Below are 16,262 nucleotides of genomic sequence, written 5' to 3'. Positions count from 1 at the left end.
GCCGGTGGCCGAGCAGCGACCGAAACGAGCCCGTCTACCTGGCAGCGAGGCAGTCACACACCGGTCGAACGGTTCAGGGGGTCACACATCCCTGTTTCGGGGAAATCCCACTCTTTCGGACCGAGCGGACCGAATCGAGCGCGGCGGGTCCAGCTTCCTTACCAGTTCGATGCTCCCAGTTTTCCATTCGTTTTGGACGCTCGGGGTTGCTCGAATCCCGCTCGCTTTCTCGAGGTGGTCACTTCGTTCGCGCTAACCGTTGCTCGCGGGTCGCTTCGCTCCCCGCTCGCATTTAGAAGGTGTCCGCTTCGCTCATACCTTCCTGCTCACGGATCGCTCCGCTCCCCGCTCGCTTTTAGGTGGCGCTCACTTCGTTCGCGCCACCCTATCCACAACTCCTATGACCACCTCCCCCAATCATCTATCCCATGGAAGAGCGGACTCGTCTGTACCTCCGGGGGCGCTTCGGCGACCACTACCGGCGGGCAGACATCACCCTTCCGCCGGACGCCGACGCCCGGGAGTGGGGTTTCATCCCGTGGACCGACGGTCCCGGTGAGACGATGGTCCGCCACCGTTCACTGCTCGACCTGGGCGAGATCGGCGATTTCCTCGAACGGAAGCGACCCAGGCACGTCTACTTCTCCGCGGGCCGATATCAGGACCCAAGCGCGCCATCGATGGACGAGAAGACCTGGCTGTCATCCGACCTGGTGTTCGACCTCGACGCCGACCACCTGCCGGCGGTCGAACTCGGCGAGGACAGCTACGCGGAGATGCTCGAAAAGTGCAAGGATGCGCTACTCTGCCTGCTGGACTTCCTGGAGAACGACTTCGGGTTCGACGACCTCACCGTCGTCTTCTCCGGCGGGCGCGGCTATCACGTCCACGTCCGCGACGAGGGCATCCAGCAGCTCTCCCGGGACTCCCGGCGGGAAATCGTCGACTACGTCCGCGCCGTCGGTCTCGAACCGGACGGCATCCAGACGAAGGAGATCAGACCCGGGAACACGGCGGCGTCGCGCGTGCTCCAGACCGAGGGTGGCTGGGGCCAGCGCGTCCACGACAGCCTCCTCGCGTTCGTCGGCGAACTCGAGGCGATGGACGAGGAGGCGGCCCTCGAGGAGTTGCAGGAACTCGACGGCATCGGCGAGGGGCGCGCGAAGACAGTCTACGGCGCCATCCAGGCCAACCGCGAGGCCATCGAGAGCGGCAACCTCGAAGCCGGCGGCGTCGGCATCCGGACGCTCGTCGAGACGCTGCTGGACCAGGTCGTCGAGGAGGACATCGCTCCCATCGACGAACCGGTCACCACCGACACGAACCGCCTCATCAGGCTCCCGGGGAGCCTCCACGGCGGGAGCGGCCTCGCCGTCCAGCGGATCGACCGCGACTCGATCGAGGAGTTCGACCCGCTCGTCGACGCCGTCCCGGAGACGTTCACGGGCCACGAGATCGCGGTCGAGATCGACGAAGACGTCGAGGTCGAACTCGGTGGGGATACCTTTACATTCCAGGCAGGTGCACGATCCGTACCAGAACACGTGGGCATCTTCCTGATGGCCCGTGGGCAGGCCGAGAAGGGTCCAGAATGAACTTAGACGAACTGCAATCGGTACAGTCCAGGGAGCGACAGACCGACAGCCTCCAGCAACTCCGTGAGTCGTTCTACGAGGACGCCGGCGAGTACATCCAGCAGTTGCGCGAGGAGCGCGACCAGGCCGCCGAGCGCGCCGCGGACCCGTTCGACTCCCCGGAGGTGAACCGGCTGAGCGACGACATCAAGACCGCCGAACAGACCGTCGAGGCGCTGTACGAGCGCCGCGTCGGCAAGGTCGTGAAGATGGCGTCGCTCGCCGCCGCCGACATGCCGACCGAAGAGGAGGGTCTCACGCGCGAGGAACGCGACCTCTTCGACACGCTCCTGCATGCCATCGAGGAGAACCGGGACCACGTCCTCGACGTCCTCGCGGGCGAAGCCTCGCCCGGCGCGGTCAACACCCCGACCGATGCGCCCCAGTCGGGCGGCCGACAGGGCGAGCCGGCGACGGCGGACGAGGACTCGACCGGGGTCGGCGCTGCAGACGTCATGGGGAGTCCGGACAGCGACGACGTGCCCGCGGACGTACCGCCGGACGCACCCCCGTCGGGTAACGACGGCGTGCCTGCGGAGGGGGCCGACGACTCTACCGACGCTGCCGCCGGCGGGAACGAAGCGGAAGGCGACACGGAGACAGACGTCGACCGGCGCACCGTCCGCATCACGGACGACGTCGGCGCCATCTTCGGCGTCGACGAGCGCGAGTACGACCTCTCGACGGACGACGTCGTGACGCTCCCCGCCGCCAACGCCGACCCGCTCGTCGAACGCGACGCCGCCGAACCGCTCGAATAGCGGCTCGCTTCCAGAAGTTTCGAATTCTACTTCTCGCGAGAACTACCGGCCAGGATCCGGTCTCGAACCAAGTTCGAGCGTGACGGTCCGGCGTTCCCCCTCGCGGAGGACGGCCACGTCGAGCGAGTCACCGGGACTGGTTTCCAGTGCGAGATAGGTCGACAGCGCCTGCCGGGTCGGGATTCCGGTCCCGTCGAGGCCGACGACGACGTCGCCCCCGACGGGTGTCTCGACGCCGTTGACGCGCTCGGTTCCCGTACTGCCCCGGAGTACGCCGTCGGCGGGCGTGCCGTCGAGCACCTGGTCGATGTAGACGCCCTCCGAGTGCGATAGCTCGTTGGCCTCGACGATGGTCGGCGTCACTGGCGTCAACGTGACGCCGAGGTAGGAGTGCTCGTAGCCACGGTCCTCGGTCAGTGCCGGGACGACCCGGTGGGCCAGTGCGGCGGAGATGGCGAATCCTATGTTGTCCCCGCCGCCGGAGTTGACGACGCCGACTACGTCGCCGTCCAGCGTGACGAGCGGACCGCCGCTGTTGCCCGGGTTGACGGCGGCGTCGGTCTGGATGGCGTCGGCGATGGAGAAGCCGTTCGCGGCGGGAAGCGTCCTGTCGACGCCGCTGACGATGCCAGCCGAGACGGACCCCGAGTAACCGAAGGGGTTCCCGATGGCGACGACCTCGGTTCCCACCGAGGGGTCCGCGTCGACGAGCGAGAGGGGCGTCGCGTCATCCGGACGGTTCGAGGCCTCCAGAACCGCGAGGTCGCTGTAGACGTCCGTGGCGACGACCGACGCCGAGCGCCAGCCCGTGTCTTCGAATCGCAGGTAGACGTCGTCGCTGTCGGTGACGACGTGCTCGTTCGTCACGAGATGCGTCTCGTCGTAGGCGAAGGCGCTCCCCTGGGCCGACTGCCCGCCGTCGGTGTAGACGGCGACGCTGGCGATGGACGGCGAGACTGCCTCGTACACGCCGGCGTATCGGCCACGCGAGGCAGTGTTAGCGTCGTCCGCTGACTGGTCGGTGGTCGTCGTGGTCGTCTCGCTGGACTGACCAGCAGTCCCGGCGCCCCCGGTCGACCCGATGGAGTTGCATCCGGCGATGCCAGCCGTGGCCCCGGCGGCGAGCGACCCGAGAAACGCGCGGCGCGACTGGGAAGGTTTCACAGCCACCGTTTTCCGCGCGAGCGGAATAAACCACCGTCCCGGGTAAGGGGTAAAGTACACGGTGGTCCTTCACAAAGTGGGGGTCATGGCGAATCGAGACGAACTGCAGGGAGAACGGCGGGAAGTCCCCGCCCCGGATTTCGTCGTTCCCGGCATTCGGTGTGCGCTCGAGATGATCATCGTCGGGAGCATCGTCGGACTGATCGGACTGCCGGCCTCGAGCGCGCTCCACCTCGGCGTCGTGTTGATCGCGATGACGGTGTCGATGGTCGTCGTGCTGTTCTGGGCGCTCAATCACCACATCGCCGAGTGGGTGCGCCGGGCACAGGGGAAGCCGACGCTGACCGACGGCGGGAACTCCGGCCCGTTCTAACCCGCGAAACACTCCGCTCGGCCTCAAACGATTAAGTGCCAGCCCCGAGTAGCCACTGGCGACTCATGGAACTCACCTGGCACGGACATTCGACGTGGCACGTACAGGTCGACGGAACGTCGCTCCTGATCGACCCGTTCTTCGACCACGACGTCACGGAGACGAGCGCCGACGACGTCGAGACGCCCGACTACGTCCTCCTCACGCACGGGCACGCCGACCACATCGCGAACGTCGGGGCGTTCACGGACGCAGCCATCGTTGCCACGCCCGAACTCGCGGCGTACGTCGAGGACGAACACGGAGCCGAGGAGACGATCGGCTTCAACCTCGGCGGAACGATCGAACTCGGCGACGCCTTCGTGACGATGCACCGGGCAGACCACACCAACGGCCTCGGAACCACCTACGAAGCGGGCTCGGGCGGCATGCCTGCCGGGTTCGTCATCAGCGACACGAAACCGACGCAGATGAGCGACGAGGAGTCGACGTCGTTCTATCACGCCGGCGACACCGGCCTCATGACGGAGATGCGCGAGGTCATCGGCCCGTTCCTCGAACCCGACGCGGCCGCGCTCCCCATCGGCGACCACTTCACGATGGGTCCCTGGCAGGCCGCCGTCGCCGTCGACTGGCTCGACGTCGACCACGCGTTCCCGATGCACTACGACACCTTCCCGCCGGTCGAAGTCGAGCCGCAGGACTTCGTCCGCGAGGTGAAAGCGACCGGAAGCGACGCCGAGGTGCACGTACTCGACCCCGACGAGTCCTTCGAACTGTAGCGACTCACCCGTTCTCGCGTCGCTAGCAGGGACGAAATCGACGACGCGTTTCGCGGCATGCAGTGGCGGGGTTCACTCCTCGTCGTCGGAACGAACCTCGACCCCGGTCGTTTCTTCCAGGTGCCTGACGACGGCGGCCATGTCCTCGTCACCGTGCCCACGCCCGCGCGCCGCGCTGAACAGTTCCCGCGCAGCAGCGGTAACGCCCATCGGAACGCCGTCCTCGCCGGCGGCGTCGAGCGCCAGGTTCAGGTCCTTGAACTGGTAGTCGGCGGGGAACCTGGGTGCGAAGTCGCCGTCTGCGATCTGCTCGCCCTTCGCCGAGAACAGCGGCGAGTCGAGCGCCCCGTTCTCGACGACGGTGAGCATGTCCTCGACGGAGAGGTCCCGGTTCGCGCCGAAGGTCAGCGCCTCGGCGAAGGCGCTCATCGCGTCGCCCAGCAGGAGGTTGATAAAGAGCTTCATGTTCGTCCCCTGGCCGACGTCGCCGCAGTAGACGACCGGGTCGCACGTCGTCTCGAGGACCGGTCGGACGGATTCCACCTCGTCCTCGTCGCCACTGGCCAGGCCCACGAGCGTGCCCTCCTCCGCCGGTCCGACGGTACCGGAGACCGGGCAGTCGACGAACCGGCCGCCGCGGTCGGTGACAGCGTCCGCTGCGGCCGCCGTCTCGTCGTGGCCGATGGTGCTCATCTGGACGACGGTCGTCTCCTCGTCGACGCCGGCGAGGATGCCCAGGTCGCGGTCGAGTACCTCCGCGACCGCGTCGCCGTCCGAGACTATCAGGCAGACGACGTCGACTCGCTCCGTGAGGTGCTTCGGTGAGTCGGCGACGCTGACGCCCGCTTCGGCGAACGGTCGCTCGCGCTCGGTGGTGCGGTTGTACACCGTCAGGTCGAACCCGCTGTCGACCAGGTTCCACGCCATCGGCGCGCCCATCGCTCCGAGTCCGACGAATCCGACTGCTGTCATACGCTGGAATTTGCACGGCCGGGACTTGAATGTCCGCCCGGCGGCGGCCTGCCGGCCCTCAGACGAACGGTACGAGCGAGAGGACCAGAGCGGCGACTGCCTCGACGAGTCGTTCCCAGAGGGAGACGCCGGTCAGGGTCGCCTGGAGCGTGTCGAAGCCGAAGAACGAGAACAGGGCAGCACCGGCGTAGTGGGCCTTCCGGAGGTCGAAGCGAGCGGCGAAGCGGTGGAAGAAGTACGCGTTGACGAGCGTGACGGGGACGATGGCCGCCATCTCGCCGGCCCAGATGGCCGATGCCTGAGAGTACTGGGCGGCGAGACCGATGGTCACGAGCTGGGTCTTGTCCCCGAACTCGCCGAAGGCCATCAACGCGAAGATGGGGACGAATCCGCCGAGAACGTTCGGGACGTCCCAGTTCAGGAGGGGGACCTGGACGTCGAGTTCGCCGTCGCTCCCGACGACCGCGCCGCCGTCGGTCTGGAACGACGCCTCGTCCGGCCCCGGCGCGGAGCGGTACAGGAGGACGGCGAACAGGCAGAACAGGAGACCGGTAAACAGGTCGAGGACGAACGGCGACAGCGCCGACTGAAGGTGGCTCCCGAACACGACTTCCAGGGCAGTCCAGCCGGCGAAGGCGCTGGCGGCGGCGCTGACCACGAGGAGGGGATGGTACCGGGTCGACAAGGCCGCGACGATGAACTGGACCTTCTCGCCGGGTAACACCAGCAACTGGGTGACGAATGCGATAGTCGCGACTTCCAGCCAGCCAGTCACGCCGACCTACCCCGCCGCTGGTTTCCGACGGACACTCTGGTGGGAACCATCATACGACTATGGATCGGATTAGAGGGTTCTAAACAAATAATCCTGTTCCCCGAAATTGGGCGGTCCGGCAGACGTATGGTCGTCCACCTCGCGTCGGATCTGACAACGTTTAGGGGGGAGGGGGTCGTCCACCCGGACGCAATGACAGACATCGAAGTCACCAGCACGTGCGAGGAGGGCTACACCGCCAACAACGTCATCGACGACGAGTGGGAACTCACCGTCGACGCCCTCGGGGAGGACGGACCGTCGGCACAGCAAGTACTCGTCGCCGACTACGCCTCCTGTTACCTCCCGGCGCTCCGCGTCGCCGCGGACCAGACCGGCTACGACGACATCGGCGAGATCGAGATCGACGTCGAGGCCGACCTCGACGAGGACGACGACGTCTCCGCCATCCGCTTCGACCTCCGCGTCGAGGAGGACCTGGGCGACGACGAGCAGGAGGTCGTCGAACTGGGCGAGGAGATCTGCCACGTCCACGACGCGCTACGCGAGGAACTCCACGCCGACATCTCGATCGAGAGCGGCGTCTAGGTCGGTTCGACGCACTGTCTTTTTCGCGGTTCACGTCAACTGAGCGTTGGATCTTCGGGAAACGCTGATAGGGCCGCCAGGCCAAGGTCTGCCCATGTCAGACGACTGGACCGGCATGATCGCCGGCGAGCGGATGCAACTCGACCAGGAGTTCGCCGACAGAGTCGAGGCCTCGTCGTTCAACCGCCAGCAGTGGGGGCTCGTGATGACGGCGCTCGATTTCGAAATAGAGGACCCTGAGACGCCGGACCAGGCCACGCTCGTCCCCGACACGTCCAGCGTGCCGACGATCATCCCCGAACTGGACAACCTCGAACAGCCAGGCGCCATGGGCGGCGGGTCACAGTCATCGGACTCCAGCGGCGGACTGATGGATTCGGTGAAAGGCGCGCTCGGGCTCGGCGGTGGTAGTGGCGGAAGCGACCAGGAGCGCCTCGACGAGGCCACCGACCTGGCGACCGACTACTGCGACCGCCTCCAGGAACGACTGGAATCCAGCGGTCGCTGGGAGAGCGTCTGCAAGCGCGCGCAGGGCTAGTACTCGTCCCCGGCGTGGAACATCGTCAGCTCCTCGGCCTCGTAGATGTTGATCAGTTCAGTGACTATCTCGTCGTAGGACTCGTCTTCGACACGGAGCTGTTCGAGCCGCTCGACCGTCTCCTCGTCGAGTTCGACGGTTGGCATACGTGTGGAACGACGGGCCGGACTCACTTAATCGCGTGGCCGACGTGCCCACGGCGCCTGCTCCCCTCGGTCCGTCCGGCAGCGAAGCGCTCTAATGGAGTCCACGAGATGCACAGGATATGACGACGTTCGACGAGGATACCGCCGGTGCGGTCGCCGACGCGGTCGAGCAGTTCCCCGCCACGCTCCCGGGCGGTCGCGTCGTGTTCGGCTTCGACGGCTTCGTCGACCAGGTCCGCGAGATCGTCGCCGACCGTCGGGACCCCGACACGCACGACCGACTCGACGAACTTGCGGGGTTCAGTGACCGCGTCGCGGCCTCCGTCGCCGCGGACAGCTCGCTCTCCTTCGAGTGGATCCAGCGCGGAACGCGGACGGGCGGCCACACCTGCCACCTCGGCCGCGCCTTCGGGAAGTGGGGCTTCGACCCCGTCCTCGTCGGAATGTACGGCGACCCCATCCTGGAACCGTTCGAGCGGGAGTTCGCCGACTACGAGCTCCACACGCTCGGCGAACCTGGATACACCGACGCCGTCGAGTTCGACGACGGGAAGCTGCTGCTCATCGAGAACGGCGACTCGATGGAACTCGACTGGGGCCGCCTCCGTGACCGCGTCGGTCGCGAGACGCTGGCGAACCGGCTCGACGGCGCGCGACTCTTCGGCGCCGGTTACTGGGCGGAGACGCCGAACCTCCCCGACCTGGTCGCTGGCCTCAGGGAACTCTGGCCGGAACTGGGGGACCCACCCGAGACGGTCGTCGTCGACCCGGGCGACGTCAGGAAACTCGACCCCGGGCGACTCCGGGCCGGCCGCGACGCGCTCGGCGAGCTGCACGACGTCGCCCGGGTCGTCCTCACCGCGAATCGAGCCGAGACCGAGGTCCTCGCCGACACCTACGGTGAGCGAGAGGAATCTGACCCGGGCCCCGCGGGCGACGCCGAAGCCGTCTTCGACGCCCTCGACGTCGCGATGGTCGTCTGCCACGGACTGGAAGTGTCGGTCGTCGTGAGCGAGGACGGAACGCACCAGGTGTCCGTGCCCGTCGTCGACGACCCGGAACTGACGACGAGTTCGGGCGACCACTTCAACGCCGGTCTCGCGCTCGCCCTCGTCGAGGGGATGGACCCCGGCGCGGCCGCGGCCGTCGGAAATGCCGTGGCCGGCCACTTCGTCCGGACTGGCGAGCCACCGTCGCTGACGGACGTCCGGTCGTTCCTCGATGGGTACGGGGAGAAGTTCTAACCCACCACGCGAAGCGGTCTAGTACCGCCGGAGTTCGAGTGCCTTCCTGCGCGTGGCGACTCTCTCGAAGGTCGGCACGCTCGTGCCCGACCGTTCGACCACTGCCGACGCGACGGCGATCCCGTTCCGGAGGGCGCTCTCCGTCGATTCTCCCGCGTCGATAGCGGCCAGGTAGCCGGCGGCGAGCGAGTCGCCCGCCCCGACAGTGTCGACCACGTCGGCGTCGAGGGCGTCCGCGACGAGTACGCCGTCGGGGCCGGAATAGAACGCGCCCTCGGCCCCCAGCGAGGCCAGCACGCGTTCGAACCCGCGGTCTCGGAGCCGCTCCGCAGCGGTCACACAGCCGTCGAGGGTCGAAACGTCCCTTCCAGTCGCCTCCCCGAGTTCCGACCGGTTCGGCGTGCACAGTTCGTGTTCGCCGTCCACGGCGGCGAGCAGGTCGCCGTAGACGTCGACGGACGTCTCCCACGCGCCCGCTGTCGCGACGGCGTCGATAGCGTCGACACCGAGTCCGGGCGGCAGGCTCCCGGCGACGTGAACCCGTTCCGGGTCGTGTTCGTCGAGGATCGCCAGCAGGTCGTCGACGGCCGACGCCGGAACCCGTGGCCCGTCCTGGTTGAGCTTGTACTCCCCGTCGGCGGCGAGGGCCGTCGTATTGAGACGCGTCCGCTCCTCGACGTCGACGAAGTCGGCCTCGATCCCGTCGCGGGCCAGGGCATCGGCGACGAACCGCCCGGTGAACCCACCGAGGAGTCCAGTCGCTACCGTCTCTGTGTTCAGCGCGTCGAGGTACTGCGAGACGTTGATTCCCTTGCCGCCGGGGTCGTACCGGGCGTCCGCGGCGCGGCTGACGGTTCCCGGCGCCAGTTCACCGTCGAAGTGGAGCGTCTGGTCGACGGCGGGGTTGTAGGTGACGGTCAGAATCACGGTGGTCCCTCCGTGGAACGCGGGATGGCCATCGCGCGTTGCTTCGTCCGGCCCCGGTATACGGTTTGCCGTCGGTTCGGTCCAGCAGTCGGGCCGAGAGATCGGGTTGTCCCGGCGTCAGAGCCGGTCGAGAACCGCCGAGGTCACCTCGTCCGTGCTCGCGTCGCCGCCGAGGTCCGGCGTTCGCGGGCCCTCGTCGAGAACCCCTTCCACGGCCGCTCGGACGCGGTCGCCCTCGTCGTCGTAGCCCAGGTGGTCGAGCAACATCGCGGCCGAGAGGATCATCGCGGACGGGTTGGCGACGCCCTGGCCGGCGATGTCCGGCGCGCTACCGTGGACCGGTTCGAACAGCGCGTTCTCCTCGCCGACGTTGGCGCTGGGGAGCAGGCCCAGGCCGCCGACGAGGCCGGCAGCCAGGTCCGAGAGCATGTCACCGGCGAGGTTCGGGCAGATGACGACGCCGTAGTCCTCGGGATGCATGACGAGGTGCATCGCGAGCGCGTCCATCAGCGCGGTGTCGTAGTCCGCGCCTCGCTCTTCGGCGACTGCTTCGGCCGTCTCCAGGAAGAGACCGTCCGTCTCGCGCATGACGTTGGCCTTGTGCGCGATGGTGACGTCGTCGAAGCCGTTCTGCTTGGCGTAGTCGAAGCCGAACTCGGCGATGTCGCGGGAGGCCTCCTCGGTGACGACGCGGGTGAGCGTCCGCACGCCCTCGGTGATCTCGTCCTCGATACCGGAGTAGACGCCCTCGGTGTTCTCGCGGACGAAGACGATGTCGGTGTCCGGCTGGACGGCGTCGAGGCCGGGGTAGGAGACGGCCGGCCGGACGTTGGCGAACGAGCCGACGACCTCCCGGAGCGGGAGGATGACGTCGGCGGCGGTCTCGCCGGCCGCGCCGAACAGCGTCGCGTCGGCATCGGCAGCCATCTTGCGGGTTGCCTGGGGGAGCGCCTCGCCGGTCTCGGCCTTTACCGCGTCGCCGGCGTCGCCCTCCACGAAGTCGAAGTCGACGTCCAGTGCCTCCAGTACCTCGACGGCGGCGGGCGTCACTTCCTGTCCGATGCCGTCGCCGGGGATCACGGCGATCTCGTGAGTCATGTTCCAGAGTCGACCGGGACGTGAAAAGAGGGTATCGATGTGGGAGCCGCGACGTTCGTCGGGCCTGCGCGTTCGGCCGGCCCCGACGCCAGCGGCGTCAGTCGTCGTCACCGCCGACGCGGGCCTGCTCGACGAAGTCGTCGGGAAGCGCCTCGACGTTGCCGACCTGCACCCGCCAGAGGTTGGCGTACGTGCCGTCGGCCGCCAGTAGTTCGTCGTGGGTCCCGTCTTCGACCAGTTCGCCGTCGTCGAGGACGAGGATGCGGTCGGCCTCGCGGACAGTCGAGAGGCGGTGTGCGATGACGAACGTCGTCCGGTCGGCCGTCAGGTCGTCCAGGTTCTCCTGGATGAGCACCTCCGTCTCGTTGTCGACGTGACTCGTCGCCTCGTCGAAGACGAGGATGGAGGGATCGCCGACGACAGCGCGGGCGATAGCGATGCGCTGTCGCTGGCCGCCGGAGAGCTTCGTCCCCCGCTCGCCGACCTCGGTGTCGTACCCTTCGGGGAGTCGCTCGACGAACTCGTGAGCGCCAGCTTCCTTCGCGGCGCGTTCGACGGCCGCCCGGGTCTCCTCGTCAGACAGCCCGTCCACGTGCAGCCCGTAGGCGACGTTCTCAGCCACGGTCCCGTTGAACAGGAACGGGTCCTGGTTGACGTAGCCGATGGACCGCCGGAGGCGCTCGGGGGTCACCTCGCGGACGTCCGTGCCGTCGACGCGGACCGCCCCCGAGTCAACGTCGTAGAACCTGAGCAGGAGTTTGATCAGGGTGGACTTTCCTGCGCCGGTCGAGCCCACGATGCCGACCGTCCGGCCGGCGTCGACGTCGAACGAGATTTCGTCGAGGACGCGCTCGGGTTCATCGTCGGCATCACCTCCCCCACTGCTTCCGGGATAGCTGAACACGACGTCGTCGTACTCGACGGCGCCGTCGACGACCCCGAGTTCCGCTTTGCCAGCGTCGTCGATCCGTCGGTCGACGTCCCGGAGGCCGACGATGCGCTTGGCGGCCGCCTTGGCGCTCTTGAACGTCTCGATGACGCCGGCCACCCAACGCATTGGGCCCGTCAGCTGCTGCATGTAGAACAGGAACGGGATCAGCTCGCCGGCCGTGAGCGTCCCGGTGAACCAGAGCGGCGCGCCGTCGATAACCCAGACCGAACCGACGACGAACGTGACGAGGAGCGACGCGCCGGAGATGAGTCGCATCGACGGGCGGTGCCGGGCCGAGATGCGTTTGACGCCCCACCGCGCGTCCCTGTGTTCACGGGAGCTTTCGGCGACGCGCTCGCTCTCGAACGGCTCGGCCGCGAAGGCCTTGATCACGTCGATGCCGCTGAGCGTCGTCTCCAGGCGCGCGTTCAGGTCGCCCACTTCCGACCGGACGACGTCCTGGAGGCGTTCGAGTACCCGTGAGAACCACCAGTTGACGCCGGCGATGAGCGGGGCCGCCGCGAGCACGAACAGCGCCAGCTGCCAGTTCAGCAGGACCATCAGGCCCATCGACGTGACGAGCACCACGACCACCCGCGTCGTGCCGGTGATGCCGCGGGTGAGGAACCGTTCGAGCGTGTTGACGTCGTTGTTGAGCACGCTCATCACGTCGCCCGTGCGGCTGTCCTCGAAGAAGCCCAGTTCGAGCCCCGTCGCGGTGTCGAACGCGTCGATCCGGAGCCCGTGGAGGAACCGCTGGGCGAAGATGTTCCGGGTGACCTGGCTCAGGTTCGCCGCGAGGATGTCGGCCACCTTCATCCCGAGCAGCAGGTAGAAAGTGAACCAGAGCTGTCCGATCCGGTCACTTTCCGGGGGAATCAAGGCGTCGGGAACCAGGGGGAGCGCGTACACCTGCCCGTTGAACATCGCGTCGATAGCGATGCCGAGGACGAAGATGTCGGCCATGTCCAGCGCGGTCGAAACGGCCAGCGACGAGACGCTCACACCCAGGTACGGTAGTTGCGTCCGTCCCTGAGACCAGATCAGGTTCACCAGCGGCCAGCCGGTCTCCGCGGCGTCGGCGATGTCGTCTGGCCGCTCGCCCGACTCGCCGTCGTCACTCATCGCGCCACCTCCTCGCGGTCGACGGCACGGTCGACGAACTCGTCGGAGACCGACCCCACGTCGCCGACCTGCACTCGCCAGAGGTCGGCGTACAGCCCGTCGGCGTCTAACAGTTCGTCGTGGCCGCCGTCCTCGACGAGTTCACCCTCGTCCATTACGAGAATCCGGTCGGCGTCTCTGACCGTCGAGAGGCGGTGGGCGATGACGAACGTCGTCCGGTCACCGGCGAGGGCGCCGAGGCTCTGCTGGATCTGCAGTTCGGTCTCGTTGTCGACGTGGCTCGTCGCCTCGTCGAGCACCAGAATCTCGGGATCCCGGAGGATGGCGCGGGCGACGGCGATGCGCTGGCGCTGGCCGCCCGAGAGCTTGACGCCGCGCTCCCCGACGGTCGTGTCGTAGCCCGCGGGCAGGTCCGAGACGAACTCGTGGGCGCCCGCAAGTTTCGCCGCCGCGACGACCTCCTCGTGGTCGGCGGCCGGTCGCGCGTAGGCGACGTTCTCCCGGACCGTGCCGTAGAAGAGGAACGGGTCCTGGCTGACGTAGCCGACGTGGTCGCGGAGGCTCCGGAGGTCGACGTCGGCGACGTCCTGCCCGTCGACTCGAATCGTTCCTTCGTCGGGGTCGTAGAACCGAAACAGGAGCTTGATCAGCGTGGACTTGCCCGCGCCGGTCGAGCCGACGATACCGACGAGTTCGCCGGGCTCGACAGTGCAGTGGACGTCCCGGATAGCCGGTTCGTCGGCCCCGTCGTAGGCGAAGGAGACGTCGTCGTACTCGACGCGGCCCTCGGTCACCTCGATGGCCGGCGCGTCGTCGTCCTCCTCGGCGACCGCTGGGCTGGCGAGCACCGCGACGACGCGCTTGCCCGACGCCAGCGCGTTCTCGTAGTTGTCGATGACTCGCACCGCGAGGTTCCGGACGGGGTGGAGGAACGACCGGGCGTACATCAGGAAGGTGACGAGCGTCCCGGCCGTGAGCGTCGTCGTGAAGAAGGCAGGCGGGCCGAACAGCACCCAGTAGCCACCGAGCAGGAAGAGCCCCCGTTCGCCCGCTCGCCCGAGCAGCCACGTCGTGAAGTCGTAACCGATGCGGAGCCGGATCGCCGACCACTTCGATTCCTTGTACGCGGCCGAGGCGTCCTCGACGCGCGCTCGCTCTTCGTCCTCTCTGGTGAACGCCTTGACCGTGCTGATCCCGTCGATAGCGTCCTCCAGCCGGGCGTTGACCGAGCCGACGCTCTCGCGGACGATGTCGTAGCGAGGTTCGAGGAGGTTCGCGTAGAGGCGGCTCGTGATCCCCAGGGCGAGGGGTGTCAGGGCGACGACGATGGCGAGTTGCCAGTTGAGCAGCGCCATGAACGCGAGGGCGACGACCAGCTCCGTGACGTACGTGACGCCGTTGTAGGTTCCCGTCGCCAGGTCCTCCATGTTGGCGACGTCGTTGTTGAGTACGCTCATGATCTCGCCGCTCTGGCGGTCGTCGAAGTAGCCCATCTCCAGGCCGACGACGGCCTCGTAGGTGGTCGTCCGCACGTCGTGGAGCGTGTCCAGCGTCGCCCGGTCGTACAGCAACTGGGCGAGCCAGTCGAGACCGCTCTCGGCCACGACGGCCAGCCCGAGGACGACGACGGTGAACCAGAGCTGTTCGGTCGTCGTCATCGTCGACGTGAACGACTGGGGAACCAGCGGAATCGCGTACGGCTCGCTGGCGAACAGTAACCCGTCGAGCGCGACACCGATCATGAGCGCGGGGATCCGCTGGGGGATTCGCGCGAGCGTGAGCGCGCCGAGCCCGAGGACGAAGCGACCGGCGTGGGGCCGGGCGTAGCGCTCGACGAGATAGCCAAGCGGGTTGCCCACGTCGCGTTCCCGCTGCGTCACCCCTCCGTCGCCCGACATGCTAGGGCGCCCTCCGCTGCCGTCGCAGCGCGGCGGCTACGTCCCCCTGTCCAGCCAGCACAGACGTGAAACGATACGTACTCATCTCGGCATCGACCTTTCGATTCGTTGTGGTCGCACCTGGGATTTAGTAATTGCGAGGGAGTGGCAGAGACCCGCACGCGCGTCCCGACACGCAGCGAATTCCATCCTCTCCAACTAGTCCTCACTGATACATCTATTACATCCAGTTCGGACTAAAATGCCCCCTCTTACGGCGTCTTCCGGGCCTTTCCCGTTCTGTGGCCAGACGATTTATAATTCCACAGACACAACAGGCACCGATGACAGTCGAGCGGGGCGAACGACGGCGGCTCACGAACGCCGAGCAGTATCGGCTCAGAGCCCTCCGACGGGCCGGGTCGCTGGCCGATCTCGTTCCGCTCACGGGCGTCGATTCCGAGCACGCCGCCTACTTCGCTGCCAAGCGAATCTGGAACGAACTCCGCACGAAAGAACTGGCCGCGAGCGGAGGCAGCGACAGCGGACTCCCGGGCAACTCCGTCGCCATCGACGACACCGAGTTCCACGTCCACGGCATCACGCACGCCGATACCGACGCAGAGCGCCGCTTTCTCCGTGCCCACGTGGCCCGCCTCGTCGCCGACGACGCAGCGGTGTTCTGCGAACAGGGCGTGCGTTCGATGTACTTCGCTGACTTCGACGCGGTGTGCGAGATGGACGACTACCGGTGGGCCATGGCCGAACGCGAGGCCCTCGAGGAAAGCAGCCGCGTCGCCGACGTGCTCACGCCGGGTTTCGATAGCCTCTCGGAAGACGTGGAGTCGTTCACCGACCGCCTTCGCACTCGCGTGTTCTCACTCATCGAATCAGACGCGGCGGTCGAACAGAACGCCGTTCGCCGCGCGCTCGGCGACGTCGCGTCCTCGCTCCTGACGAACAAGGAATCGATGGCCACCGGCGAGGACTTCGAGTCGTTCCGCAAGCGGCGGCTCGCTGCGGCGAACCCCGCGTACCTCCCCGACCTGCAGCGCTACTACGAGCGACGATTCCTCCCCCAGCCGGTCGAACGCGAGTGGTTGCGCCGCCACGACCCCGAACTCGAACTGGTCACGCACGCGCGCAACGAGCGGATGGCCGACTACGCGCTGTACCACGCCGACGACGCCGACGAGGTCCACCTGGTCGTCGGCGCCGCTCACCAGCCAGGGGTCACCTACTACCTCGAACAGCATCGCGACGGGAACCGGGACCTGTCCGGGTTCGAGCCGATTCCCTAGCTGCGAACTGCGACGGTCCACAAAAC

16 protein-coding genes are annotated in these 16,262 nt (G+C 67.4%); 8 read left to right on the top strand and 8 right to left on the bottom strand.

Features of this window, described 5'->3' with window-relative positions; genetic code table 11:
- Window positions 1–428 precede the first annotated feature (428 nt).
- Both priS and BM337_RS14285 read left to right on the top strand, forming a co-directional pair.
- Window positions 429–1,595, top strand: a complete 1,167-nt coding sequence (priS, locus tag BM337_RS14290) for a DNA primase small subunit PriS (RefSeq protein ID WP_089817325.1) — start codon at window positions 429–431, stop codon at window positions 1,593–1,595.
- A complete protein-coding gene (locus tag BM337_RS14285; protein WP_089817324.1) occupies window positions 1,592–2,395 on the top strand; it encodes a hypothetical protein in 804 nt (267 codons plus the stop codon). Before priS ends, BM337_RS14285 begins: the two co-directional genes overlap by 4 nt.
- Before the next feature lie 42 nt (window positions 2,396–2,437).
- Here the strand turns inward: BM337_RS14285 and BM337_RS14280 are convergent, their stop codons facing one another.
- Entirely contained in the window at window positions 2,438–3,559 is a 1,122-nt protein-coding gene (locus BM337_RS14280; RefSeq protein WP_089817323.1) for a S1C family serine protease, read from the bottom strand.
- 85 nt (window positions 3,560–3,644) lie between these two features.
- Between BM337_RS14280 and BM337_RS14275 the strand changes: the two genes are divergently transcribed.
- Window positions 3,645–3,932: a hypothetical protein gene (locus tag BM337_RS14275; RefSeq protein WP_089817322.1), complete on the top strand. Its 288-nt coding sequence runs from the start codon at window positions 3,645–3,647 to the stop codon at window positions 3,930–3,932.
- A 65-nt stretch (window positions 3,933–3,997) separates the two neighbouring features.
- Entirely contained in the window at window positions 3,998–4,714 is a 717-nt protein-coding gene (locus BM337_RS14270; RefSeq protein WP_089817321.1) for a metal-dependent hydrolase, read from the top strand.
- Window positions 4,715–4,786: 72 nt separating this feature from the next.
- On the opposite strand, the gene BM337_RS14265 is transcribed toward BM337_RS14270, so the two are convergent.
- The gene (locus BM337_RS14265) at window positions 4,787–5,686 is read right to left on the bottom strand and encodes an NAD(P)-dependent oxidoreductase (RefSeq protein ID WP_089817320.1); all 900 of its coding nucleotides are present in this window, start codon (window positions 5,684–5,686) and stop codon (window positions 4,787–4,789) included.
- 58 nt (window positions 5,687–5,744) lie between these two features.
- Window positions 5,745–6,461, bottom strand: coding sequence for a TMEM165/GDT1 family protein (locus BM337_RS14260; RefSeq protein ID WP_089817319.1), 717 nt, complete (start codon window positions 6,459–6,461; stop codon window positions 5,745–5,747).
- A 192-nt stretch (window positions 6,462–6,653) separates the two neighbouring features.
- On the opposite strand from BM337_RS14260, the gene BM337_RS14255 reads away from it, so the two are divergent.
- Both BM337_RS14255 and BM337_RS14250 read left to right on the top strand, forming a co-directional pair.
- Window positions 6,654–7,049 (top strand): OsmC family protein, encoded by a 396-nt coding sequence (locus BM337_RS14255; protein WP_089818150.1) that lies wholly within the window; start codon window positions 6,654–6,656, stop codon window positions 7,047–7,049.
- 94 nt (window positions 7,050–7,143) lie between these two features.
- Window positions 7,144–7,587 (top strand): DUF5799 family protein, encoded by a 444-nt coding sequence (locus BM337_RS14250; protein WP_089817318.1) that lies wholly within the window; start codon window positions 7,144–7,146, stop codon window positions 7,585–7,587.
- Here the strand turns inward: BM337_RS14250 and BM337_RS21220 are convergent.
- The gene (locus BM337_RS21220) at window positions 7,584–7,733 is read right to left on the bottom strand and encodes a DUF7557 family protein (RefSeq protein ID WP_177227541.1); all 150 of its coding nucleotides are present in this window, start codon (window positions 7,731–7,733) and stop codon (window positions 7,584–7,586) included. The genes BM337_RS14250 and BM337_RS21220 overlap by 4 nt on opposite strands.
- 119 nt (window positions 7,734–7,852) lie before the next feature.
- Here BM337_RS21220 and BM337_RS14245 point away from each other — a divergent pair, with 119 nt between their 5' ends.
- Window positions 7,853–8,977, top strand: a complete 1,125-nt coding sequence (locus BM337_RS14245; protein ID WP_089817317.1) for a carbohydrate kinase family protein — start codon at window positions 7,853–7,855, stop codon at window positions 8,975–8,977.
- A gap of 18 nt (window positions 8,978–8,995) precedes the next feature.
- On the opposite strand, the gene pfkB is transcribed toward BM337_RS14245, so the two are convergent.
- The 4 genes from pfkB to BM337_RS14225 all read right to left on the bottom strand — a co-directional run bounded on the left by pfkB (window position 8,996) and on the right by BM337_RS14225 (window position 14,956).
- The gene (gene pfkB / locus BM337_RS14240) at window positions 8,996–9,904 is read right to left on the bottom strand and encodes a 1-phosphofructokinase (protein ID WP_089817316.1); all 909 of its coding nucleotides are present in this window, start codon (window positions 9,902–9,904) and stop codon (window positions 8,996–8,998) included.
- A gap of 117 nt (window positions 9,905–10,021) precedes the next feature.
- Window positions 10,022–11,002 carry an isocitrate/isopropylmalate dehydrogenase family protein gene (locus BM337_RS14235; protein ID WP_089817315.1) on the bottom strand — a complete coding sequence of 327 codons (981 nt, stop codon included), beginning with the start codon at window positions 11,000–11,002 and terminating at the stop codon, window positions 10,022–10,024.
- A gap of 97 nt (window positions 11,003–11,099) precedes the next feature.
- Entirely contained in the window at window positions 11,100–13,058 is a 1,959-nt protein-coding gene (locus tag BM337_RS14230; RefSeq protein ID WP_089817314.1) for an ABC transporter ATP-binding protein, read from the bottom strand.
- Window positions 13,055–14,956 carry an ABC transporter ATP-binding protein gene (locus tag BM337_RS14225; RefSeq protein WP_089817313.1) on the bottom strand — a complete coding sequence of 634 codons (1,902 nt, stop codon included), beginning with the start codon at window positions 14,954–14,956 and terminating at the stop codon, window positions 13,055–13,057. The genes BM337_RS14230 and BM337_RS14225 overlap by 4 nt, the downstream gene beginning before the upstream one ends.
- 323 nt (window positions 14,957–15,279) lie before the next feature.
- On the opposite strand from BM337_RS14225, the gene BM337_RS14220 reads away from it, so the two are divergent.
- Entirely contained in the window at window positions 15,280–16,236 is a 957-nt protein-coding gene (locus tag BM337_RS14220) for a hypothetical protein (RefSeq protein ID WP_089817312.1), read from the top strand.
- The last annotated feature ends 26 nt before the right edge of the window (window positions 16,237–16,262 follow it).

The sequence above is a fragment of the Halomicrobium zhouii genome, from assembly GCF_900114435.1.
Classification (GTDB): Archaea; Halobacteriota; Halobacteria; order Halobacteriales; family Haloarculaceae; genus Halomicrobium; species Halomicrobium zhouii.
Note: the sequence above shows the minus strand (reverse complement) of the source record. Positions and strands in the feature narration are given on the sequence as shown.

What these genes read in the sequence shown, in the direction of transcription:
- BM337_RS14285 (WP_089817324.1), top strand. Translation starts at nt 1,592, where the DNA reads ATGAACTTAGACGAACTGCAATCGGTACAGTCCAGGGAGCGACAGACC.
- BM337_RS14270 (WP_089817321.1), top strand. Translation starts at nt 3,998, where the DNA reads ATGGAACTCACCTGGCACGGACATTCGACGTGGCACGTACAGGTCGAC.
- BM337_RS14255 (WP_089818150.1), top strand. Translation starts at nt 6,654, where the DNA reads ATGACAGACATCGAAGTCACCAGCACGTGCGAGGAGGGCTACACCGCC.
- priS (WP_089817325.1), top strand. Translation starts at nt 429, where the DNA reads ATGGAAGAGCGGACTCGTCTGTACCTCCGGGGGCGCTTCGGCGACCAC.
- BM337_RS14275 (WP_089817322.1), top strand. Translation starts at nt 3,645, where the DNA reads ATGGCGAATCGAGACGAACTGCAGGGAGAACGGCGGGAAGTCCCCGCC.
- BM337_RS21220 (WP_177227541.1), bottom strand. Translation starts at nt 7,733, where the DNA reads ATGCCAACCGTCGAACTCGACGAGGAGACGGTCGAGCGGCTCGAACAG.
- BM337_RS14235 (WP_089817315.1), bottom strand. Translation starts at nt 11,002, where the DNA reads ATGACTCACGAGATCGCCGTGATCCCCGGCGACGGCATCGGACAGGAA.
- BM337_RS14245 (WP_089817317.1), top strand. Translation starts at nt 7,853, where the DNA reads ATGACGACGTTCGACGAGGATACCGCCGGTGCGGTCGCCGACGCGGTC.
- BM337_RS14220 (WP_089817312.1), top strand. Translation starts at nt 15,280, where the DNA reads ATGACAGTCGAGCGGGGCGAACGACGGCGGCTCACGAACGCCGAGCAG.
- BM337_RS14225 (WP_089817313.1), bottom strand. Translation starts at nt 14,956, where the DNA reads ATGTCGGGCGACGGAGGGGTGACGCAGCGGGAACGCGACGTGGGCAAC.
- BM337_RS14230 (WP_089817314.1), bottom strand. Translation starts at nt 13,058, where the DNA reads ATGAGTGACGACGGCGAGTCGGGCGAGCGGCCAGACGACATCGCCGAC.
- BM337_RS14265 (WP_089817320.1), bottom strand. Translation starts at nt 5,686, where the DNA reads ATGACAGCAGTCGGATTCGTCGGACTCGGAGCGATGGGCGCGCCGATG.
- BM337_RS14250 (WP_089817318.1), top strand. Translation starts at nt 7,144, where the DNA reads ATGTCAGACGACTGGACCGGCATGATCGCCGGCGAGCGGATGCAACTC.